Annotated in this window: 18 protein-coding genes and 1 riboswitch; of the genes, 12 read left to right on the forward strand and 6 right to left on the reverse strand. The window is 64.2% G+C overall.

Going from position 1 to position 20,505, the window contains the following annotated elements:
* Positions 1 to 42 precede the first annotated feature (42 nt).
* The 4 genes from A9971_RS13195 to A9971_RS13210 form a co-directional block, all read right to left on the reverse strand.
* Positions 43 to 1,014, reverse strand: coding sequence for a hypothetical protein (locus A9971_RS13195; RefSeq protein WP_019093038.1), 972 nt, complete (start codon positions 1,012 to 1,014; stop codon positions 43 to 45).
* A gap of 41 nt (positions 1,015 to 1,055) precedes the next feature.
* Positions 1,056 to 1,868, reverse strand: a complete 813-nt coding sequence (locus tag A9971_RS13200; RefSeq protein ID WP_015633920.1) for an aldo/keto reductase — start codon at positions 1,866 to 1,868, stop codon at positions 1,056 to 1,058.
* Complete coding sequence (locus A9971_RS13205; RefSeq protein ID WP_183000694.1) at positions 1,865 to 3,040, reverse strand: FAD-binding oxidoreductase; 1,176 nt, start codon at positions 3,038 to 3,040, stop codon at positions 1,865 to 1,867. Before A9971_RS13205 ends, A9971_RS13200 begins: the two co-directional genes overlap by 4 nt.
* A 110-nt stretch (positions 3,041 to 3,150) precedes the next feature.
* Positions 3,151 to 3,483, reverse strand: coding sequence for a multidrug efflux SMR transporter (locus A9971_RS13210; protein WP_011058907.1), 333 nt, complete (start codon positions 3,481 to 3,483; stop codon positions 3,151 to 3,153).
* 110 nt (positions 3,484 to 3,593) lie between these two features.
* Here A9971_RS13210 and A9971_RS13215 point away from each other — a divergent pair, with 110 nt between their 5' ends.
* Together A9971_RS13215 and waaA are read left to right on the forward strand one after the other, a co-directional pair.
* Positions 3,594 to 4,478 (forward strand): LysR family transcriptional regulator, encoded by an 885-nt coding sequence (locus A9971_RS13215; protein ID WP_015633922.1) that lies wholly within the window; start codon positions 3,594 to 3,596, stop codon positions 4,476 to 4,478.
* Between the two features lie 22 nt (positions 4,479 to 4,500).
* Complete coding sequence (gene waaA / locus A9971_RS13220) at positions 4,501 to 5,781, forward strand: lipid IV(A) 3-deoxy-D-manno-octulosonic acid transferase (protein WP_011058909.1); 1,281 nt, start codon at positions 4,501 to 4,503, stop codon at positions 5,779 to 5,781.
* A 110-nt stretch (positions 5,782 to 5,891) separates the two neighbouring features.
* On the opposite strand, the gene A9971_RS13225 is transcribed toward waaA, so the two are convergent.
* Positions 5,892 to 7,322, reverse strand: a complete 1,431-nt coding sequence (locus A9971_RS13225; RefSeq protein ID WP_011058910.1) for a TolC family outer membrane protein — start codon at positions 7,320 to 7,322, stop codon at positions 5,892 to 5,894.
* A 196-nt stretch (positions 7,323 to 7,518) separates the two neighbouring features.
* Positions 7,519 to 7,623, forward strand: a riboswitch (TPP riboswitch).
* 164 nt (positions 7,624 to 7,787) lie between these two features.
* Between A9971_RS13225 and thiC the strand changes: the two genes are divergently transcribed.
* Positions 7,788 to 9,677, forward strand: a complete 1,890-nt coding sequence (gene thiC / locus A9971_RS13230; protein ID WP_015633923.1) for a phosphomethylpyrimidine synthase ThiC — start codon at positions 7,788 to 7,790, stop codon at positions 9,675 to 9,677.
* A gap of 229 nt (positions 9,678 to 9,906) precedes the next feature.
* On the forward strand, positions 9,907 to 11,199 hold the full coding sequence (cytX, locus tag A9971_RS13235; RefSeq protein WP_019093041.1) for a putative hydroxymethylpyrimidine transporter CytX: 1,293 nt from the start codon (positions 9,907 to 9,909) through the stop codon (positions 11,197 to 11,199).
* Here cytX and A9971_RS13240 read toward each other — a convergent pair.
* Positions 11,168 to 11,914, reverse strand: a complete 747-nt coding sequence (locus A9971_RS13240) for an RsiV family protein (RefSeq protein WP_053148755.1) — start codon at positions 11,912 to 11,914, stop codon at positions 11,168 to 11,170. The two genes, cytX and A9971_RS13240, sit on opposite strands and share 32 nt — an antisense overlap.
* A 224-nt stretch (positions 11,915 to 12,138) precedes the next feature.
* Here A9971_RS13240 and A9971_RS13245 point away from each other — a divergent pair, with 224 nt between their 5' ends.
* From A9971_RS13245 to parC, 8 genes are all read left to right on the forward strand, one after another.
* A complete protein-coding gene (locus A9971_RS13245; protein ID WP_011058914.1) occupies positions 12,139 to 12,756 on the forward strand; it encodes an NUDIX domain-containing protein in 618 nt (205 codons plus the stop codon).
* Positions 12,747 to 13,199, forward strand: coding sequence for a DUF1249 domain-containing protein (locus A9971_RS13250; protein WP_011058915.1), 453 nt, complete (start codon positions 12,747 to 12,749; stop codon positions 13,197 to 13,199). Before A9971_RS13245 ends, A9971_RS13250 begins: the two co-directional genes overlap by 10 nt.
* Before the next feature lie 99 nt (positions 13,200 to 13,298).
* Positions 13,299 to 14,114 carry a 3',5'-cyclic-AMP phosphodiesterase gene (gene cpdA, locus A9971_RS13255; RefSeq protein WP_041115433.1) on the forward strand — a complete coding sequence of 272 codons (816 nt, stop codon included), beginning with the start codon at positions 13,299 to 13,301 and terminating at the stop codon, positions 14,112 to 14,114.
* A 67-nt stretch (positions 14,115 to 14,181) separates the two neighbouring features.
* Positions 14,182 to 14,790: a YqiA/YcfP family alpha/beta fold hydrolase gene (locus A9971_RS13260; protein ID WP_015633927.1), complete on the forward strand. Its 609-nt coding sequence runs from the start codon at positions 14,182 to 14,184 to the stop codon at positions 14,788 to 14,790.
* 42 nt (positions 14,791 to 14,832) lie between these two features.
* The gene (gene parE / locus A9971_RS13265; protein WP_011058918.1) at positions 14,833 to 16,737 is read left to right on the forward strand and encodes a DNA topoisomerase IV subunit B; all 1,905 of its coding nucleotides are present in this window, start codon (positions 14,833 to 14,835) and stop codon (positions 16,735 to 16,737) included.
* Positions 16,737 to 17,720 carry an esterase-like activity of phytase family protein gene (locus A9971_RS13270; protein WP_183000695.1) on the forward strand — a complete coding sequence of 328 codons (984 nt, stop codon included), beginning with the start codon at positions 16,737 to 16,739 and terminating at the stop codon, positions 17,718 to 17,720. Before parE ends, A9971_RS13270 begins: the two co-directional genes overlap by 1 nt.
* Positions 17,717 to 18,238 carry a TIGR02281 family clan AA aspartic protease gene (locus A9971_RS13275; protein WP_183000696.1) on the forward strand — a complete coding sequence of 174 codons (522 nt, stop codon included), beginning with the start codon at positions 17,717 to 17,719 and terminating at the stop codon, positions 18,236 to 18,238. Before A9971_RS13270 ends, A9971_RS13275 begins: the two co-directional genes overlap by 4 nt.
* A 7-nt stretch (positions 18,239 to 18,245) precedes the next feature.
* Complete coding sequence (gene parC / locus A9971_RS13280; RefSeq protein ID WP_011058921.1) at positions 18,246 to 20,504, forward strand: DNA topoisomerase IV subunit A; 2,259 nt, start codon at positions 18,246 to 18,248, stop codon at positions 20,502 to 20,504.
* The last annotated feature ends 1 nt before the right edge of the window (position 20,505 follow it).

A 20,505-nucleotide genomic window follows, 5' to 3' on the forward strand; every position in this document is an offset into this window, starting at 1 on the left:
GTCCGCAAAAAAGGCGCCTGTTGCAGGCGCCTTTTTTTTGCCTCAGCCCTGGCGCCGGGCCTTGCCGGGGACGATCTTGCGCAGGATCTGCCGGGCCCGGCCGGTTAGCCGCGATAGCTTCGACGCCTTTTGCGGTGGCTCCAGGCCCCGCTGCCTGAGCCAGTCCTTCCAGCGAATCCGCTCGTCACTCACCACCCAGCCTTCCTGCTGGGCGAAGCTTTCCGCCAGGTACAGGCCGCGGGTGCTGGCCGGATGCAACTGGTCTTTCTTCAGGGTGTAGAGCTCGGCGCAGGGCTCGCCGTTGTCCAGGGGCATCAGGTACAGGTCCGGGCGCTTGCGGTCCAGCCGTGCCACCAGTTGGTCGCCCTCCAGGCGCTCGTCGACGTGGAACAGGCTCAGGGACTTGGCTTCCCTCGGCACGTCCAGGCGCAGGTCGTAGATCAACTGCAGTGAGGCGGTGGGCAGGTGCACATAGGCCCGGGGACGCTCCAGCAACTGCAGGTTGCCACAGCGCACCGGCAGCGCCGCCCCGGACAGCGGGGTCAGGCGAAAGGGCAGGGCCTCGCGATAGTGCAGGGCGCCGGCGTAGGGCGCGGGCAGCCAGGTGTCGTTGAAGCGCCCACCGAGCCAGCCTTCGGGGGTTTCCAGCAGGCATTCCTCGGCAATTTCCTGGATCGCGGTATGCAGTGGCAGGTTGAGCTCGTGAGCCGGGACATAGCCGGAAATCAGCTTGAGCACCACATCGCCGCGATCCTGGCGGCGCTGGCGCACCAGCACCCAGTAGTCGCGGTTCTGCCAGTGCAGGGTCAGGCGCACCGAGACCCCGAGGTTGGCCAGCTCCAGGGCGAAGCGCTGATTGTCGGCCACCGTCACCGCGCGCCGGCGCTGCAGGGTCTGGGCGAAGTTCAGCGGCATTCCGACGCTCTGGTAGCTCAAGCCTTCGGGAGTCGCTTCGACGAACAGGGGCAGGGTCTTGAAGTTGCTGGGGTTCTTTCTAATGAGCGGTCGCGACATCTCGGCTCCTTCTTGCGTCGGGGTCGGCCGCGTCGGCGGCATCAGTTCTTGCCAAGGACCTGCGCCACAGTCGACACGTTATGGGCCAGGTGCAAGGGATTGATGGTCCCGACAATAGCACTGGCGACACCGGGCCGGTCAAACAGCAGCTCGAAGCTGGCCCGCACGGGATCGATGCCCGGGCTCAGGCAGACGTGGCCGCTGGCAAGCGCCTTTTTCACCAGGATGCCCTTGTGGTGAGCGGTAGCGTAGTCAATGACTGCCCGCTCGGCCTGTTCGTTCAGATTGTAGGTAACCATGGCGCAATCGCCTTGCTCCAGGGCCTTCAGGCCGCCGTCTACGGTCTTGCCGGAGAAGCCGAAGCCACGGATCTTGCCCTCCTGCTTGAGCTGCGCCAGGGCCTGGTAGACCTCGCACTGCTCGAGGATCGCCAGGTCGTTGCCGTCGGAATGCACCAGCACCAGGTCGATGAAGTCGGTTTCCAGGCGTTGCAGGCTGCGCTCCACGGACATCCGGGTATGGGCCGCGCTGAAATCGTGCCGCGACAGGCCATCGGCGAACTCTTCGCCGACCTTGCTGACAATCACCCATTCCTGGCGCTGGCCGCGCAGTAGCGGGCCCAGGCGCTCTTCGCTGCGGCCGTAGGCCGGAGCGGTGTCGATCAGGTTGATGCCCAGGTCGCGGGTCAGCTTGAGCAGCATGCGGGCCTCCTGGTCGTCGGGGATCTGGAAGCCGTTGGGGTATTTCACGCCCTGGTCGCGGCCCAGTTTCACCGTGCCCAGACCCAGGGGCGACACCAGCAGGCCGGTGCTGCCCAAGGGGCGATGCAGATCGTGCAGGGTTGGCTGGCTCATGGCAGCAGTTGCTCCCAGGCTGGTTGCGCCAGGGGCGGCTTGGGCAGTTCGGGCAGGGCCTGGGCGGCGGCGGGGCGAATGCCGTCGCGCTCCAGGGCAGCCAGGACCCGGTCGGCGAAGTCCGGTGCCAGGGCCAGCTTGGTCGGCCAGCCCACCAGCAGGCGATCCTGCTCGGCGAGGAAGGCGTTGTCCGGGCGGGCCAGGCCCGACTGTGCCGGTTCGGCGCGGTCGACCCGCAGGGTGGCCCATTGCGCCTGGCTCAGGTCGATCCAGGGCAGCAGTTGCCCCAGTTCCTTCTGGGCTGCGGCAATCTGCGCTGCCGGTTCCCGGGCCACGCCCTCGGCTTCGGCGATATCGCCCCCCAGGTACCAGACCCACTGGCCGTCGGCGGCCGGGTGAGTGGTGACGGTGATCCGTGGTTTTGGCCCGCCGCCCAGGCAGTGGGCGTACAGCGGTTTCAGGCTCGGGCCCTTGACCAGCACCATGTGCAATGGTCGCCTTTGCATGGCGGGCTGGCTCAGGCCGGCCGCTTGCAGCAGCTCGGCGTTGCCGGCTCCGGCGCTGAGAATAATGCGTTGCGCGCGGATTTCCCGGCCGTCGACCCGCAGGCCCAGCAGTTGGCCGTTCTCCAGCAGGGGCTCGATCTTCTGCCCGGCCAGCAGGCTGTCTCCCGCCAGGTGCGCGAGGCGCTCGATCAGGCTCGGCACATCCACTACCAGTTCGGCGAGGCGGTAAACCTTGCCCTTGAAACGCTTGTCCTGCAGGGCCGGGGGCAGTTGCTCGCCCTTGACCTGATCGACCCGCCCGCGTACCGCCTTGCTGGCGAAGAAGCTGGTGAGGTTGCCGGCCAGGGTGCCGGGGGACCAGAGGTAGTGGGCCTCGGACAGTAGGCGCACGCCGGACAGGTCCAGCTCGCCATTGCCCGCCAGGGCTTCGCGCCAGCGCCGTGGCATGTCGGCAATGGCCTCGGAGGCGCCAGTGAGGGCGCCGTGCAGGGCGTATTTGGCGCCGCCGTGGATGATCCCCTGGGATTTCACGCTCTGTCCGCCGCCGAGGCTGGCGCTTTCCACCAGCACGGTGGAAAAACCCAGGCGTTGCAGGCGAGCGTTGAGCCAGAGACCGGCGACGCCTGCGCCGACAATCAGCACATCGGTGGAAATAGCGGATGGCATGCAGCGACCTCGGTAAGTAAAACGAAGCCGCAAGTTTCAAGCCTCAGGCCTCAAGCTGCAAGCTTGGCGCTCACTCTGGCCGTTTGAGGCGTGTGGCGTGAGGCTGCTTTCTAGTGCCCGGCGGTTTTCGAGAACAACTGGATCACCACCACGCCGAGGACGATCAGCGCCATGCCCAGCATCGCCGGGATATCCAGCTTCTGGCCGTACAGAAACAGCGCGGCGATGCTCACCATGACGATGCCCATGCCGGCCCATACCGCGTAGGCCACGCCCACCGGCACCGTACGCACCACCAGGGTCAGCATCCAGAAGGCCACGCCGTAGCCGACGATGATCAATGCCAGGGGCAGCGGAGTGCTCAGGCCCTTGACCGCTTTCATTGAAACAGTGGCGATCACTTCCGCGCAGATGGCGATAGCCAGGTAGTAGTAAGCGTTCATGGGAGGGTTCCTCGGGGCTGGGACTGCTTTGTGAGGTCGGCATTCTAGAGAAAGTTCAGATGGGGTAAAGTCATTACCTATCTGGATGATAGATAGGTTGTGCCATGAACATGCAATGGAACCTGGAGCAGTTGCGCCTGTTTGTCGGGGTCGCCGAACTGCGTTCGTTTTCTGCCGTGGCCCGCCAGCAGCGCAAGGCGCAATCGGCCATCAGCAGTGCCATCGCCCAGCTGGAGGATGACCTGGGAGTCAGCCTGTTCGAACGCAGCAGTGGCCGCCAGCCAAGGCTGACGGAGGCGGGCAGCGCACTGTTGCAGGAAGCGCGGGAGATCCTGCGCCAGTGCGACCGCCTCAATGGCCGGGCGCTGGCCTTGATGCGCGGCCAGGAAGCGCGGTTGCGCCTGGCCCAGGACGAAGCGATGCCCTATCAGCCGGTGCTCGACAGCCTAGAGGCTTTGGCGGAACACTTTCCCAGCCTGGAGGTGCAACTGGCCAGCGGGGCCCAGGGCGACGTAGCGCGCAAACTGGTGGAGCGCCGGGCCGACCTGGGGTTGCTGTTTCATCATGAGCAGATGCCGGAAACTTTGGAGCGCCGGGCCCTGGGCAGTGTGGAGATGGTCACTGTCTGCGCCGTGGGGCATCCGCTGGCCCATGAAAAAAGGGTCAACCGCCAGTTGCTGGCGCTACACCGGCAGTTGCTCATCGCTCCGCAAGCCAGTGGCTACCCCGGTGGTGAGCAGGTCAGCCCCCAGGTCTGGCGGGCTGACAGCTTCTACGTCCTGGCCGAATGGCTGATGCGCGGGCTGGGCTGGGCCTGGCTGCCACGGCATGTGGTGCAGTACCCGGCCTATCAGAACCAGATGGTGGAGCTGGCCAGCCAATGGACGCCCCCGGCACTGGTGGTGGAACTGGCCTGGCGCCGTGACGAACCTCTGGGCCCCGCGGCGCACTGGCTGGCAGAACGTTTTGCCGTGCACCTGAAGGCGATCGGCTAAAAAACCGATAAACTCCGCCGCCATGAATAGAACTCTCTATACCGCATTGTTTTACCTGGGGCTGCCATTGGTAGCGATCCGCCTGTGGCTGCGCTCGCGCAAGGCGCCGGCTTATGCCAAACGCATTGGCGAGCGTTTCTCTCTCGGCTTGCCGAGCATGCAACCCGGTGGCATCTGGGTGCATGCGGTGTCGGTGGGCGAGAGCATCGCTGCCGCGCCGATGATCCGGGCGCTGCTGGCGCGTTATCCACAGCTGCCGATTACCGTGACCTGCATGACTCCCACCGGCTCCGAGCGCATCCACGCGCTGTTTGCCAACGAGCCGCGGATCCAGCACTGCTACCTGCCCTACGACTTGCCTTGCGCCGCGGCGCGGTTTCTCGATCGGGTGCAGCCCAAGCTGGCGGTGATCATGGAAACCGAACTGTGGCCCAACCATATCGACCAGTGTGCCCGGCGCGGGATTCCGGTAGCCCTGGCCAATGCCCGGTTGTCCGAGCGTTCGGCCAAGGGCTATGGGCGTTTTGCTCGGCTGACCGCACCGATGCTGGCGCAGATGAGCCTGTTCGCGGTGCAGACCGAAGCCGAGGCCCAGCGTTTCCTCCGGCTTGGGGCCCGGCCAGAGACTGTGCAAGTGACCGGATCGATCAAGTTCGACCTGAGCATCGACCCGCAGTTGCTGCAGCGGGCCACTGAGCTGCGCCAGCAATGGCAGGCCATGGAGCGCCCGGTGTGGATCGCCGCGAGTACCCACGAGGGCGAAGACGCGGTGGTGCTCGATGCCCACCGGCAACTGCTGGGCAATTACCCCAATGCCTTGCTGATCCTGGTGCCGCGGCACCCGGAGCGCTTCGACTCGGTGCATGAGCTGTGCCGGCAGCAGGGTTTTGCCACGGTACGCCGTTCTGCAGCCGAGCCGGTGCTTGCCACCACCTCGGTACTGCTGGGGGACACCATGGGCGAATTGCTGTTCCTCTATGCCCTGGCCGACAGCGCCTTTGTCGGCGGCAGCCTGGTGCCCAACGGTGGGCACAACCTGCTGGAGCCGGCGGCCCTGGCCAAGCCGGTGATCAGCGGGCCGCATCTGTTCAATTTCCTGGAAATCGCCGCGATGCTGCGTGAGGCCGGAGCCTTGCAGGAAGTGGACGATGCCGAGGGGCTCGCGGTGGCGGTGCAGCGTCTGTTCGAGCTACCCCAGGATGCGCGCAAGATGGCCGATGCCGGGCTCAAGGTGCTCAAGGCCAACCAGGGCGCCTTGCAACGGCTGCTCGATGGCCTTGGCCGCCTCCTGGGCAGGCACTGATCGTCGCCTTCTGTAGCCGCTGCCGCAGGCTGCGCAGTGGCCATAAAAGGCCGTTACACCGCCATGAAAAAGGCCACCCGCAAAGGTGGCCTTTTTCATGCTTGCGACCTTCAGGGGCGGGCCCTGAGCTGCTCCTGGGCGGCCTTGGCCAGGTCTGGCGGCAGGAAGTCGCGATCCGGGTTGTAGTCGGCCTTGAGATAGCGCGACAGGTCCTGCAGGTCCCCCGGGTTGAGGGTGCCGGCAGCCTGTTTCAGGCGCAGGTTGTCGAGGATGTAGTCGTAGCGGCTGTTGTTGTAGTTGCGCACCGAGGTGTACAGCTGGCGCTGGGCGTCGAGCACATCGACGATATTGCGCGTGCCCACCTGGTAGCCGATCTCCGTGGCCTCCACTGCGCTCTGGTTGGAAATGATCGACTGGCGCCGGGCCTGGACCTGCTCGACATCGGTGTTCACCGCGCGGTGCAGGTTGCGGGTGTTTTCCACCACCTGGCGGCGCAGGGATTCACGCTGTTGCTCGGTCTGGCTCAGGCGCGAGTAGGATTCACGCACCTGGGAACTGGTCAGGCCGCCGCTGTAGATCGGAATGTTCAGTTGCAGGCCGATGGAGCGCTGTTCGACGTCGCTTCCATAGCGCGTCAGCGGGTTGGGGTTGCTGAAGCCCAAAGCATCGTTGTCGCCTTTCTTGTACTGCGCCACTGCGTCCAGGGTCGGCGCATGCCCGGCCTTGCGCTGCTTGAGGGTTTCCTCGGCGGCGCTGACTGCGTAGTTGCTGGCCAGCAGGTTGAGGTTCTGCTTGGCGGCGGTGTCCACCCAGGCCTTGGCGTCGTTGGGGGTCGGCGCCAGCACTGGCAGGGTATGGACGATGCCCTGGATCGAGTTGTACTCGCGGTTGGTCAGGGTGATCAGGGCCTCGAAGGCATCATCCACCTGGCGCTGGGCAAGGATCCGGTTGGCCCGGGCGGTATCGTAGCTGGCCTGGGATTGCAGGACGTCGGTCTTGTCCGACAGGCCCACGTCGAAGCGTTCGTTGGATTGGTCCAGCTGACGCTTGAAGGCCGCTTCCTCGGCCTTGGTCGAGGCCAGGTTGTCCTGGGCGCGCAACACCGCGAAGTAGTTCTCTGCGCTCTGCAGGATCAGGTTCTGCTCGGTGGCCGAGAGTTGCAGGGAAGCCTGTTCGTTGATGTCCTTGGCCGCCTGCAGCTGGAACCAGCGGTCGGCCCGGAACAGTGGCTGGGCCAGGGTCGCCTGGTAGACGTTGCCGCTGCGGGTAGAGGTCATCGACGGTTCGTCGAACTTGGTGCGGGTGTTGTTCATGTCCGCGCCGGCCGAAAGGTTAGGCAGCAACCCGGCACGAGCCTGGGGCACCACTTCCTTCTGGGCACCGTACTGGGCGCGCGCAGCGGCCAGATCGGCGTTGTTGTCCACCGCTTCCTGGTAGACGCTGACCAGATCGGTCTTGGTGGTCAAAGGCGCTTCTGCTGCCCAGGCCATTCCATTGGACGCACAAGACACGGCAACAGCCAGTGAGAGTTTGCGCAGCATTCGGCGATCCCTAGAGTTGATATTACGGCAATAATTCAGGCGCCAAGGCTAAGGCGCGACCCACGGAGCGTCAAGGTTCGACACAGGGCAACGAGTGTAGATGCGCTGGGGGGTGGCAACAATCCTGCAATTACGCCATTCATCATGCTGATCGTACGGGGGTTGGCGTTCTGCTGTGGCTTTGTCTAGACTGGCCCGGTTCTTGTCGGGGTGCCTTGCTATGAGGCTGAGATCGGATAATCCGGATCCCGTTGAACCTGATCAGGTTAGCGCCTGCGTAGGGAACAAGATTTCTCGTCACCCGGCGAGTCCTCTTGTGCTTCGTCCGGGATGTTGTTCGACAATCGAACACCCCTCGAGTACCAAGCACTGCACTCAACTAGTTGCCTAGCCAGGGTGCGTCCGTCCGTTACAGGTTCGCTCCGACAAAAATCCACTGCCTGGATGCTGTCTGGAGAGCCCGTGATGACTACAAAATTAAAAAACGCTAGCAACCTCAGTGAGTCGGCCCAAGTCGACCAACAATCGGTTCAGCCCTTTACCCGCTCGCAAAAAGTCTATGTCCAGGGTTCGCGCCCGGACATCCGCGTGCCCATGCGCGAAATCACCCTGGACGTGACCCCCACCGACTTCGGCGGCGAGATCAACGCCCCGGTGACCGTGTACGACACCTCCGGCCCCTACACCGATCCGAACGTGGTGATCGATGTGCGCAAGGGCCTGGGCGATGTGCGTTCGGCCTGGATCGAAGACCGTGGCGACACCGAGCGCCTGGCCGGCCTGAGCTCCAACTTCGGCCAGCAGCGCCTGGCCGACCCGGAGCTGACCAAGCTGCGCTTCGCCCACGTCAACAACCCGCGCCGGGCCAAGGCCGGGGCCAACGTCAGCCAGATGCACTACGCGCGCAAAGGCATCATCACCGCCGAGATGGAATACGTCGCCATCCGCGAAAACATGAAGCTGCAAGAGGCCCGTGCCGCCGGCCTGCTGAAGCAGCAACACGCCGGCCACAGCTTCGGCGCCAGCATCCCCAAGGAAATCACCGCCGAGTTCGTGCGTGAGGAAATCGCCCGTGGCCGCGCCATCATCCCGGCCAACATCAACCACGTCGAACTGGAACCGATGATCATCGGCCGCAACTTCCTGGTGAAGATCAACGGCAACATCGGCAACAGTGCCCTGGGTTCCTCCATCGAGGAAGAAGTGGCGAAACTGACCTGGGGCATCCGCTGGGGTTCGGACACGGTGATGGACCTGTCCACCGGCAAGCACATCCATGAAACCCGCGAGTGGATCATCCGCAACTCGCCGGTGCCGATCGGTACCGTACCGATCTACCAGGCCCTGGAAAAGGTCAACGGCGTGGCCGAGGACCTGACCTGGGAGCTGTTCCGCGACACCCTGATCGAGCAGGCCGAGCAGGGCGTGGACTACTTCACCATCCACGCAGGCGTCTTGCTGCGTTACGTGCCGCTGACCGCCAAGCGGGTCACCGGCATCGTGTCCCGGGGTGGCTCGATCATGGCCAAGTGGTGCCTGGCGCACCACAAGGAGAACTTCCTCTACACCCACTTCGACGAAATCTGCGAAATCATGAAGGCCTACGACGTCAGCTTCTCCCTGGGAGATGGCCTGCGCCCGGGGTCGATTGCCGACGCCAACGACGAAGCCCAGTTCGGCGAACTGGAAACCCTCGGCGAGCTGACCAAGATCGCCTGGAAGCATGACGTGCAGTGCATGATCGAAGGCCCGGGCCACGTGCCGATGCAGTTGATCAAGGAGAACATGGACAAACAGCTGGAGTGCTGCGACGAGGCGCCGTTCTACACCCTCGGCCCGCTGACTACCGACATTGCCCCCGGCTACGACCACATCACCTCCGGTATCGGTGCGGCGATGATCGGCTGGTTCGGCTGCGCCATGCTCTGCTACGTCACGCCCAAGGAACACCTGGGCCTGCCGAACAAGGATGACGTGAAGACCGGGATCATCACCTACAAGATCGCCGCGCATGCTGCGGATCTGGCGAAAGGTCATCCGGGCGCGCAGATCCGCGACAACGCCTTGTCCAAGGCGCGTTTCGAGTTCCGCTGGGAAGACCAGTTCAACCTCGGCCTGGACCCGGACACCGCCCGCTCGTACCACGACGAGACCCTGCCCAAGGATTCGGCCAAGGTCGCGCATTTCTGTTCCATGTGCGGGCCGAAGTTCTGCTCGATGAAGATCACCCAGGAAGTGCGTGAGTACGCAGCCAACCAGCGCATCGAAGCGGTGGATGTGGATGTCGCCAAGGGCCTGGCGGAACAGGCCGAGCGCTTCAAGCAGGAAGGCAGCCAGCTGTACAAGAAAGTCTGACCCCTCTCTGCAGGAGCGGGCTTGCCCGCGAACCAGGCGCCGCGCTCTCGTCAAGGTGGCGCTTTCGCTGGCAAGCCGGCTCCTGCAGAGGCTGGGCGTTCGAGATAGCCCCCGTGAACATTCCTGTAGGAGCGGGCTTGCCCGCGAACCGGGCGCCGCGCTCTCGACAAGGTGGCGCTTTCGCCGGCAATCCGGCTCCTGCAGACCCTATTCCTTCGAGATATCAACCTTGAGCAGTCCAATCAGTACCTACTCTCCCGATCTCGCGGTACCGGCCGACAAGCGCGTGTTTGGCGCCCGCGATCTGTTTTCCCTGTGGTTCTCCCTCGGTATCGGCCTGATGGTGCTGCAGACCGGCGCCTTGCTGGCGCCAGGCCTGGGGCTGGCCCATTCGCTGCTGGCGATCCTGCTCGGCACCGCGGTCGGCGTTCTGCTGCTGGCGGCGGTGGGGGTGATCGGCAGCGACACCGGCCTGTCGTCCATGGCTGCGCTCAAACTCAGCCTGGGCCGGCGCGGTGCCAGCCTGCCGGCACTGTTGAACCTCTTACAACTGGTGGGCTGGGGCTCGTTTGAAATCATCGTCATGCGCGATGCCGCGAGCCTCCTGGGCAGCCGGGCCTTCAGCGAAGGCAGCCTGCTGGCCAACCCGTTGCTCTGGACCCTGTTTTTCGGTGCCCTGGCCACCTTGCTGGCGGTCAGCGGGCCCTTGACCTTCGTCCGGCAGATCCTGCGCAAATGGGGAATCTGGTTGTTGTTGGCCGCCTGCCTGTGGCTGACCTGGAACCTCTTCGCCCGAGCCGACCTGGCGGCGCTCTGGGCCCAGGCCGGGGACGGCTCGATGCCGTTCGCCGTGGGTTTCGATATCGCCATCGCCATGCCCTTGTCCTGGTTGCCGCTGATCGCCGACTACTCGCGGTTCGGCAAGCGCGCCAAGAGCGTGTTCGGCGGCACGGCCCTGGGCTTTTTCATCGGCAATTTCTGGTTGATGAGCCTGGGCGTCGCCTACACCCTGGCCTTCGCTCCCAGTGGTGAAGTGAATGCCTTGTTGCTGGCGCTGGCCGGGGCCGGGCTGGGGATTCCGTTGCTGCTGATTCTGCTGGACGAATCGGAGAATGCCTTTGCCGATATCCATTCGGCGGCGGTTTCCAGCGGCATCCTGCTGCGCCTCAAGGTCGAGCACCTGGCGCTGGCCATAGGCGTGCTCTGCACCCTGATCGCCTGCCTGGCGCCATTGGCCCAGTACCAGAACTTCCTATTGCTGATCGGTTCGGTATTCGCGCCGCTGTTTGGCGTGGTGCTGGTGGATCACTTCATCCTGCGTCGGCGCTCGGGGCAGAACCCGGCGTCAGCCTTGCGCTGGCCGGCGCTCCTGGCCTGGCTGGGTGGGGTGAGCACCTATCATCTGTTGGCCAATCTGTACCCGGATATCGGCGCAACCCTGCCGTCACTGGTACTGGCAGGGCTGCTGCAATGGCTGTTGGGCCGGGCTTTCAGTTACCGCCAGGAAACAGCTCGGGCTTGAGCACGCCCTTGAGGCGGTCGTAGGGGATCTGCAGTTCGATGTGGCCCAAAACCTGCGGCGCGATGGTGGTGACGTCGTACTTGAGGGTCACGGCGTTGCGGGTCAGCGCTACGTTCTGGGTCTTCTGGAAGGGCCAGGTCTTCACGAACTCGGCCTCGCGATCCAGGTGAGTGCTGATCAGCCAGTTGTTGTGGGCGACCCGCGCGGCCTTCCAGAACATCTCTTCCTGGCCGGGCAGGAGCATGTCCGCCAGGTTCAGGGCCTTGTGCTGTTGGCGTGAGTAGTTGACGAAGCCACGGCCCGGGGTGCCGTTGGCGGCGCCGGTGTCCAGGTAACTGGCCAGTTCGATGATCACCAGGCCGTCATGCTGCTCGCGTAGCTTGGATTGCAGGTACATGCCGTGGCGGTCCGGCGCGCTGCGCAGGAACTGCTCGCGATAGGCCGCAAGGCTGGCCGGCAGCGCAGCATCGGGGCTGGTGCGGGTCATTTGCAGCAGGCGCTTTTCAATGATGGCATCCAGCTGCGGTTCGGCGGGGAAGTGCACGGTGTCGAGGTTGACCAGCGGGCAGTCGGCGCCGCTGCAGCCGGGCTTGAGTTGTTCGGACTTGTCCCGGGTGGTTTCCAGCGGGGTCATGTAGCTGGGTTGAAACAGGCTTTGGCAGGCACCCAGGGTCAGGGCGATACAGGCCACGGAGGCGATTTTGACAAGCGACATGGGCGTCCTTCATAAACCAGGGGGAGGCAAAAGTTACCGGCTTCGACTGCCTGCGAGGCAGTCGGTTCGCCACTAAGCTCAATAGAGGCAATTAGAGTAGGTTTAGCCCCTCGCCGTCTATCCCGCTGAGGGTAAAGGGGCTGCATGATCAGCTGCGAGCGCGTTAGGATGGCGCGAAGTCGAGGGGGATCCTCGGATTGAACACGCTGTACACGAGGATTGTTATGACTGACTTTGCCAACTCCACGCCGAGTGCCGTCGAGATTATCCGGCGCGAAAACTGTTTCCAGGGTTTCTACCGGCTCGATCGCCTGCAACTGCGTCATGAGCTGTTCGCCGGTGGCATGGGGCGTGAAATCAATCGTGAAGTCTTTGTCCGTCACGATGCGGTCTGCGTACTGCCGTACGACCCGCAGCGCGATGAGGTGGTGCTGATCGAACAGTTCCGCGTCGGTGCCATGGGCAAGACGGCTTCGCCCTGGCTGGTGGAACTGGTGGCCGGGCTGATCGACAAGGACGAGCAGCCGGAACAGGTTGCCCGCCGCGAGGCGCAGGAGGAAGCTGGCCTGGACATCTCGGCGCTGTGGCCGATGACCCAGTACTTCCCGTCGCCCGGTGGCAGCACCGAATTCGTCCATCTGTACCTGGGGCGTTGCGACAGCAGCGCCGCCGGTGGGCTGCATGGGCTGGAGGAAGAGGCGGAAGACATTCGGGTGTGCGTGATGGCCTATGAGGATGCCTTGCAGGCCATGCGCGACGGGCGGATTTGCAATGCCGCCAGCATCATTGCCTTGCAGTGGCTGGCGCTCAATCGCGCGGAAGTGAGGGGGTTATGGTCGTAAACAAGGTACGCGACCGCTATCGGGTGGATCTCGCGGGGCTGCAAGCTTCCTGCGAGGCCAACTACGCCCGGCTGATGCGACTGCTGCCCGACATGCGCAACCAGCCCGTGGCCCGGCGCATCGCCGTGACCCAGGGCGACCAGATGCTCGGCGTACTGGCCCTGGAGGTGGTACTGGCCTGCCCGTATACCACCACCTTGCAGGTGCGCCAGGAGCACAGCCTGCCCTGGCTGCCTGTGCCGCAGCTGGAAGTGCAGGTCTATCACGACGCGCGCATGGCGGAAGTCATCAGTGCCGAACATGCCCGGCGTTTTCGCAGCATCTATCCCTATCCCAATGCCTTCATGCACCAGCCTGATGAAAAGGCCCAGCTGAACGTGTTCCTCGGCGAGTGGCTGAGCCACTGCCTGGCCTGCGGCCACGAGTTCGAAGCCGTGCGCTAGATGTGAACTGGGTCCGCTTCCCATGTTTCCTCTTTTTCACTTCCCCCAGCATAATTGCCCCCTTCTTCACGCTTTGTGATCTTGCTCCGGGAGAACGCCGTGCCAAGCGTATCCGCACTGACTGCCGCCGACCCCGTGTTGCTGGTGCAGCTGTCCGATAGCCATCTGTTTGCCGAGACGGACGGCACGCTCTTGGGCATGAACACCGCCGACAGCCTGCAACGGGTCATCGACCTGGTGTTGGCGCAGCAGCCAAGGATCGACCTGATGCTGGCCACCGGCGACCTCTCCCAGGACGGCACGCTGGAGTCCTATCAGCGCTTTCGTCAGCTGACCCGACAGATTGCCGCCCCAGGCCGCTGGCTGCCGGGCAACCACGACGAACCGCAGGTCATGGAGCAGGCCGCCAGCGGCAGTGACTTGCTGGACCCGGTGGTGGACATCGGCAACTGGCGCATCACCCTGCTGGACTCGGCGGTGCCGGGTTCGGTACCGGGTTATCTGCAGGATGAGCAGTTGCAACTGCTGACCCGCTCCCTGCGCGAAGCACCAGAGCGGCACCACCTGGTCTGCCTGCATCACCATCCGGTGTCCATCGATTGCGCCTGGATGGAGCCCATCGGCCTGCGCAATGCCCAGGCGCTGTTTGCCGTGATCGACGCTTTCCCCCAGGTGCGCGCCGTGCTCTGGGGGCATGTTCACCAGGAGATCGATCGCCTGCGGGGCGACGTGCGGCTATTGGCCTCACCTTCCACCTGCATCCAGTTCGAGCCCTTGAGCGACGACTTCAAGGTCGAGGAGCAGGTGCCGGGCTACCGTTGGTTGCGGCTGCTGCCCGATGGACGGCTGGAAACCGGCGTGCAGCGGGTCGAAGGCTATGAATTCACCATCGACTACGGTAGCGAAGGCTACTGAAGCGGCTGCGTAACCTGGCCCCATCCCTGTAAACTGCGGCTTTTGCCCAGGTGCACAGGGAGCTCGCATGTCCGGTTCGATCCTCTATATCCACGGCTTCAACAGTGCTCCGGCATCGACCAAGGCCTCCCAGTTGCGCCAGGTCATGGAGCAGCTCGGCCTGGCCGGGCAACTGCGGGTGCCGGCCCTGCATCACCATCCGCGCCAGGCCATTGGCCAGCTGGAACAGGCGATTGCCGAACTCGGTCGTCCATTGCTGGTCGGCAGCTCGCTCGGCGGCTACTATGCGACTCACCTTGCCGAGCGCTATGGTCTGAAGGCCCTGCTGATCAACCCTGCTGTCAGCCCGCATCGGATGTTCGACGGTTATCTGGGCACGCAGAAGAACCTGTACACCGACGAGACCTGGGAGCTGACCCACGACCATGTCGCGGCCCTGGCAGCGCTGGAAGTGGCGCCACCCCAGGACCCTGAGCGTTATCAGGTGTGGTTGCAGACCGGGGACGAGACGCTGGACTATCGCAGCGCCGAGCGCTACTACCGCGCCTGTGCCTTGCGCATACAGGCCGGCGGCGATCATAGTTTCCAAGGTTTTGCCGGACAATTGCCGGCGATGTTGAATTTTGCCGGCATCACTGCCGATCAGTACCAGGCGATCGACTTCACTGCACTGTGAGCCTTCGCCCCATATTCATTGAACGACTAACGACGAGAACCCATGGCCACTCCCAGCGCTAGCTCTTATAACGCAGACGCCATCGAAGTCCTCTCGGGACTCGACCCGGTGCGCAAACGCCCGGGCATGTACACCGACACCACGCGGCCCAACCATTTGGCCCAGGAAGTCATCGACAACAGCGTCGACGAAGCCCTGGCCGGCCATGCGAAGTCGATACAGGTCATCCTGCACGCCGACCATTCCCTGGAAGTGTCCGACGACGGCCGCGGCATGCCCGTGGACATCCACCCGGAAGAAGGCGTGTCCGGGATCGAGCTGATCCTCACCAAGCTCCACGCCGGCGGCAAGTTCTCCAACAAGAACTACCAGTTCTCCGGCGGTCTGCACGGGGTGGGCATCTCCGTGGTCAACGCCTTGTCGAACCAGGTGCGGGTGCGGGTCAAGCGCGACGGCAACGAATACCAGATGACTTTCGCCGACGGCTACAAGGCCACCGAGCTGGAAGTGGTCGGCACCGTGGGCAAGCGCAACACCGGCACCAGCGTGTACTTCGCTCCGGACCCAAAATACTTCGACTCGCCGAAATTCTCCGTCAGCCGTCTCAAGCACGTGCTCAAGGCCAAGGCCGTACTCTGCCCGGGGCTGCTGGTGAGCTTCGAGGACAAGTCCAGCGGCGAGAAGGTCGAGTGGCACTACGAAGATGGCCTGCGCTCCTACCTGGTGGATGCGGTCAGTGAATTCGAACGCCTGCCGGCCGAGCCGTTCTGCGGCAGCCTGGCAGGGAACAAGGAAGCGGTGGACTGGGCCCTGTTGTGGCTGCCCGAAGGCGGCGACAGCGTCCAGGAAAGCTACGTCAACCTGATCCCCACGGCCCAGGGCGGCACCCATGTCAACGGCCTGCGCCAGGGCCTGCTGGATGCCATGCGCGAGTTCTGCGAGTTCCGCAACCTGCTGCCCCGCGGCCTGAAGCTGGCCCCGGAAGACGTCTGGGAGCGCATTGCCTTTGTCCTGTCGATGAAAATGCAGGATGCGCAGTTCTCCGGCCAGACCAAGGAGCGCCTGTCATCCCGCGAGGCGGCGGCGTTCGTTTCCGGTGTGGTCAAGGACGCCTTCAGCCTGTGGCTCAACGCCAATCCCGAGCTGGGCATGCAACTGGCGGAGCTGGCCATCAGCAACGCCGGGCGCCGCTTGAAGGCCAGCAAGAAGGTCGAGCGCAAGCGCATTACCCAGGGCCCGGCGCTGCCAGGCAAGCTGGCGGACTGCGCCGGCCAGGACCCGATGCGTTCCGAACTGTTCCTGGTGGAAGGTGACTCCGCCGGTGGTTCGGCCAAACAGGCGCGGGACAAGGAGTTCCAGGCGATCCTGCCGCTGCGCGGCAAGATCCTCAACACCTGGGAAGTGGACGGCAGCGAAGTCCTGGCCAGCCAGGAAGTGCACAACATCGCCGTGGCCATCGGGGTCGATCCGGGCGCCGAGGACATGAGCCAGCTGCGCTACGGCAAGATCTGCATCCTCGCCGACGCCGACTCCGACGGCTTGCACATCGCTACCTTGCTGTGTGCCTTGTTCGTCCAGCATTTCCGTCCGCTGGTGGATGCCGGTCACGTCTACGTGGCCATGCCGCCGCTGTACCGCATCGACCTGGGCAAGGAGATCTACTACGCCCTGGATGAAGCCGAGCGCGACGGCATTCTCGACCGCCTGGTGGCCGAGAAGAAGCGCGGCAAGCCACAGGTCACCCGATTCAAGGGGCTGGGTGAAATGAACCCGCCGCAACTGCGCGAGACCACCATGGACCCGAACACCCGGCGTCTGGTGCAGTTGACCCTGGACGATGTCGAGGCCACCGCGGAAATCATGGACATGCTGCTGGCCAAGAAGCGCGCCGGTGATCGCAAGTCCTGGCTGGAGTCCAAGGGCAACCTGGCCGAGGTGCTGGCCTGATGCACAGAGGTTTTGCCCTGGCCCTGGCGCTATTGGCAACCTCGGTGGTGGCCGCGCCGGCGCCCGAACTGAAACTGCTGTCCGAGCATCCTGTGGAAGGCATGCGCGGCGGCAATCTGTCCGGGCTGGCGCTGTGTGGTCAGGAGCTCTGGACCGTCTCCGATCGCGACGACGAGCAGATCTACAGGCTCGATACCCGTAACCCTGTCTGGCAGGCCGAGACCGTCGGGATCGAGGTGCCTGCGGTGCCGGATTCCGGCTTGCCCTGGGGCTTGAAGGTGCGGACCTGGACGGCGTCCTTCGTGCGTGGCGGCGACCTGGACTTCGAGGGCATCACCTGTGATGCCGCCGGCAACAAATATGTGGTCAGCGAAGCCCATGCCGCGGTGCTGCAGGTTCCGGCGCAAGGCGCGCCGGCCTGGTTGAAGATTTCCCCGATCATGGTGCGCGAAGCCCGTGCCAGCGGCATGCTGCTGCACTTCAATGCCCTGTTCGAAGGGCTGGCGGTCAACCCTGCCGGGGATCGGATCTGGCTGGCGGCGGAACGCGAGCGGCGCGGGCTGCTGTTGATCAAGCGTGGCCAGACCACCTGGGACTGCGATGGCGGTTGCGTGCTGCTCAGTGAAGCAGGGGCGCTAATGCAGCCTGAGCAGGTGCCCAACGCCAAGGCCGTATCCCGTGACTTCGCCGACCTGTCGCTGTTCGACGGCAAGCTGTTCACCCTGGAGCGCAACGCCTATCAGATCTGTCGCCGGGACGCGCTGAGCGCCAAGGTCGAGCAGTGCTGGTCGTATGCTGGCGAAGCACTGGTGGAGCATCGGCGTTATCCACAGCCCTACGGGTTGGCGGAAGCCCTGGTGGTGGACGCCAAGGGCGCCTGGATTGGCCTGGACAACAACAACGGTGCTCGCGCCGACGGCGAGGCCCGACCGATCGTCTGGCGTTTTGCAGCTCCCGAAGGCGGCTGGAGTGCCAAGCCGTGAGCCATCAACCGGGCAAGAGTGCCGGGCGGGTGATGCTGATCATGGCCTGGGCGGCGGCGCTGTTCCTGGCCACGCGGTTCTTTGCCGACTGGGAAGCGCACCAGGAGAACCCCAACACTGTCGTCAGTTCGCAACAACATGAGGGTTACATCGAAGTGCAACTGGCGGGCAATCGCCAGGGGCATTTCGTCGCCAGCGGCCATATCAACGGGCGGCTGGTGCAATTCATGCTCGACACCGGGGCCACCGATGTCTCGGTACCTGCGGATCTCGCTGAACGTCTGGGCCTGGAGCGCGGTGCGCCGGTCACCCTGAGCACGGCCAATGGGCGCAGCGAAGGTTATCGGACCCGTATCGAACTCCTGCAGCTGGGGGATATCGTGCTGCGGGACGTGGCCGCCCTGGTGGCGCCGGGGCTCGACGGCGACCAGGTTCTGCTGGGCATGAGCGCTTTGAAAAAACTTGAATTTACTCAGCGCGGCGGCAGCATGCTGCTGCGCCAGACTACGAACCAATGAGGCCCGCATGAGCGACTCCCTTGATCTCAGCCTGGATGGCGTAGAACGCCGGTCACTGGCTGACTTCACCGAAAATGCCTACCTCAACTACTCCATGTACGTGATCATGGACCGTGCTCTGCCGCATATCGGCGACGGCCTGAAACCGGTACAGCGGCGTATCGTCTACGCCATGAGTGAGCTGGGGCTGGATGCCGATTCCAAGCACAAGAAATCCGCGCGTACCGTGGGTGACGTGCTCGGCAAGTTCCACCCGCACGGCGATTCGGCCTGTTATGAGGCCATGGTGCTGATGGCCCAGCCGTTCAGCTACCGCTACACGCTGGTGGACGGCCAGGGCAACTGGGGTGCGCCGGACGATCCCAAGTCCTTCGCTGCCATGCGTTACACCGAGGCGCGCCTGTCGCGCTATTCCGAAGTGCTGCTCAGCGAACTGGGCCAGGGCACTGCGGACTGGGGGCCGAACTTCGACGGCACGCTACAGGAGCCGCTGGTACTGCCGGCACGCCTGCCGAACATCCTGCTCAACGGCACCACCGGCATCGCCGTGGGCATGGCCACCGACGTGCCGCCGCACAACCTGCGGGAAGTGGCTTCGGCCTGCGTGCGCCTGCTGGATGAGCCCAAGGCCACGGTCGAGCAGCTCTGCGAGCATATCCAGGGGCCGGACTACCCCACCGAAGCCGAGATCATCACCCCGCGTGCCGACCTGCTGAAGATCTACGAAACCGGCCGTGGCTCGGTGCGCATGCGCGCCGTGTACCGGGTCGAGGACGGCGACATCATCGTCACCGCGCTGCCGCACCAGGTCTCCGGGGCCAAGGTGCTGGAACAGATCGCCGGCCAGATGCAGGCCAAGAAGCTGCCGATGGTGGCCGACCTGCGTGACGAGTCGGACCATGAGAACCCGTGCCGCATCGTGATCATCCCGCGCTCCAACCGGGTCGACGCCGATGAGTTGATGCAGCACCTGTTCGCCACCACCGAGCTGGAATCCACCTACCGGGTCAACATCAACATCATTGGCCTGGACGGCAAGCCGCAGTTGAAGAACCTGCGGGCCCTGCTGGTGGAGTGGCTGGAGTTCCGGGTCACCACCGTGCGTCGCCGGCTGCAGTTCCGCCTGGACAAGGTCGAGCGTCGCCTGCATCTGTTGGACGGTTTGCTGATTGCCTACCTCAACCTGGATGAAGTGATCCACATCATCCGTACCGAGGAGCATCCACGGGCCAAGCTGATCGAGCGTTTCGCCCTGAGTGAAATCCAGGCCGACTACATCCTCGACACGCGCCTGCGCCAATTGGCGCGTCTGGAAGAGATGAAGCTGCGGGCCGAACAGGATGAGTTGCTCAAGGAGCAGGCCAAGCTGCAAGCCTTGCTCAACAGCGAAGCCAAACTGAAGAAGCTGGTGCGCACCGAGTTGCTGCAAGACGCAGAAACCTACGGCGATGACCGCCGTTCGCCGATCGTCGCCCGGGCCGAGGCCAAGGCGCTGTCGGAAAACGAGCTGATGCCTACCGAGCCGGTGACTATCGTTCTGTCGGAAAAAGGCTGGGTGCGTTGCGCCAAGGGGCATGATATTGACGCCACTGGTCTGTCCTACAAGGCCGGCGATGGCTACAAGACCGCCGCGCCCGGGCGTTCCAACCAGTTCGCGGTGTTCATCGACTCCACCGGGCGCAGTTACTCGGTGGCGGCCCATACGCTGCCATCGGCCCGGGGTCAGGGCGAGCCGCTGACCGGCCGTCTGACACCGCCGCCGGGTGCGACGTTCGAATGCGTGCTGCTGCCGGATGACGATGCCTTGTATGTGATCGCTTCTGACGCCGGCTACGGCTTCGTGGTCAAGGGCGAGGACCTGCAGGCCAAGAACAAGGCGGGCAAGGCGCTGTTGAGCCTGCCGAACAATGCCAAGGTGCTGGCGCCGCGGCCAGTGGCCGATCGCGAACAGAACTGGCTGGCTTCGGTGACCACCGAAGGGCGCCTGCTGGTGTTCAAGATCAGCGACCTGCCGCAGCTGGGCAAGGGCAAGGGCAACAAGATCATCGGCATTCCCGGTGAGCGCGTGGCCAGCCGCGAAGAGTACGTCACCGATATCGCGGTGCTGCCGGACGGCGCGACCCTGGTGCTGCAGGCTGGCAAGCGCACCTTGTCGCTCAAGGCTGACGATCTGGAGCACTACAAAGGCGAGCGCGGGCGCCGTGGCAACAAACTGCCTCGCGGCTTCCAGCGGGTGGATGCGTTGTTGGTAGAGCCTCTCAGTTAAG

It is taken from the genome of Pseudomonas sp. UME65, from assembly GCF_014170225.1.
GTDB classification, from domain to species: domain Bacteria; phylum Pseudomonadota; class Gammaproteobacteria; order Pseudomonadales; family Pseudomonadaceae; genus Aquipseudomonas; species Aquipseudomonas protegens.

Coding starts and splice junctions, on each gene's coding strand:
- A9971_RS13195 (WP_019093038.1), bottom strand. CDS start 1,014: ATGTCGCGACCGCTCATTAGAAAGAACCCCAGCAACTTCAAGACCCTG.
- A9971_RS13200 (WP_015633920.1), bottom strand. CDS start 1,868: ATGAGCCAGCCAACCCTGCACGATCTGCATCGCCCCTTGGGCAGCACC.
- A9971_RS13205 (WP_183000694.1), bottom strand. CDS start 3,040: ATGCCATCCGCTATTTCCACCGATGTGCTGATTGTCGGCGCAGGCGTC.
- A9971_RS13210 (WP_011058907.1), bottom strand. CDS start 3,483: ATGAACGCTTACTACTACCTGGCTATCGCCATCTGCGCGGAAGTGATC.
- A9971_RS13215 (WP_015633922.1), top strand. CDS start 3,594: ATGCAATGGAACCTGGAGCAGTTGCGCCTGTTTGTCGGGGTCGCCGAA.
- waaA (WP_011058909.1), top strand. CDS start 4,501: ATGAATAGAACTCTCTATACCGCATTGTTTTACCTGGGGCTGCCATTG.
- A9971_RS13225 (WP_011058910.1), bottom strand. CDS start 7,322: ATGCTGCGCAAACTCTCACTGGCTGTTGCCGTGTCTTGTGCGTCCAAT.
- thiC (WP_015633923.1), top strand. CDS start 7,788: ATGACTACAAAATTAAAAAACGCTAGCAACCTCAGTGAGTCGGCCCAA.
- A9971_RS13240 (WP_053148755.1), bottom strand. CDS start 11,914: ATGTCGCTTGTCAAAATCGCCTCCGTGGCCTGTATCGCCCTGACCCTG.
- A9971_RS13245 (WP_011058914.1), top strand. CDS start 12,139: ATGACTGACTTTGCCAACTCCACGCCGAGTGCCGTCGAGATTATCCGG.
- A9971_RS13250 (WP_011058915.1), top strand. CDS start 12,747: ATGGTCGTAAACAAGGTACGCGACCGCTATCGGGTGGATCTCGCGGGG.
- A9971_RS13260 (WP_015633927.1), top strand. CDS start 14,182: ATGTCCGGTTCGATCCTCTATATCCACGGCTTCAACAGTGCTCCGGCA.
- parE (WP_011058918.1), top strand. CDS start 14,833: ATGGCCACTCCCAGCGCTAGCTCTTATAACGCAGACGCCATCGAAGTC.
- A9971_RS13270 (WP_183000695.1), top strand. CDS start 16,737: ATGCACAGAGGTTTTGCCCTGGCCCTGGCGCTATTGGCAACCTCGGTG.
- parC (WP_011058921.1), top strand. CDS start 18,246: ATGAGCGACTCCCTTGATCTCAGCCTGGATGGCGTAGAACGCCGGTCA.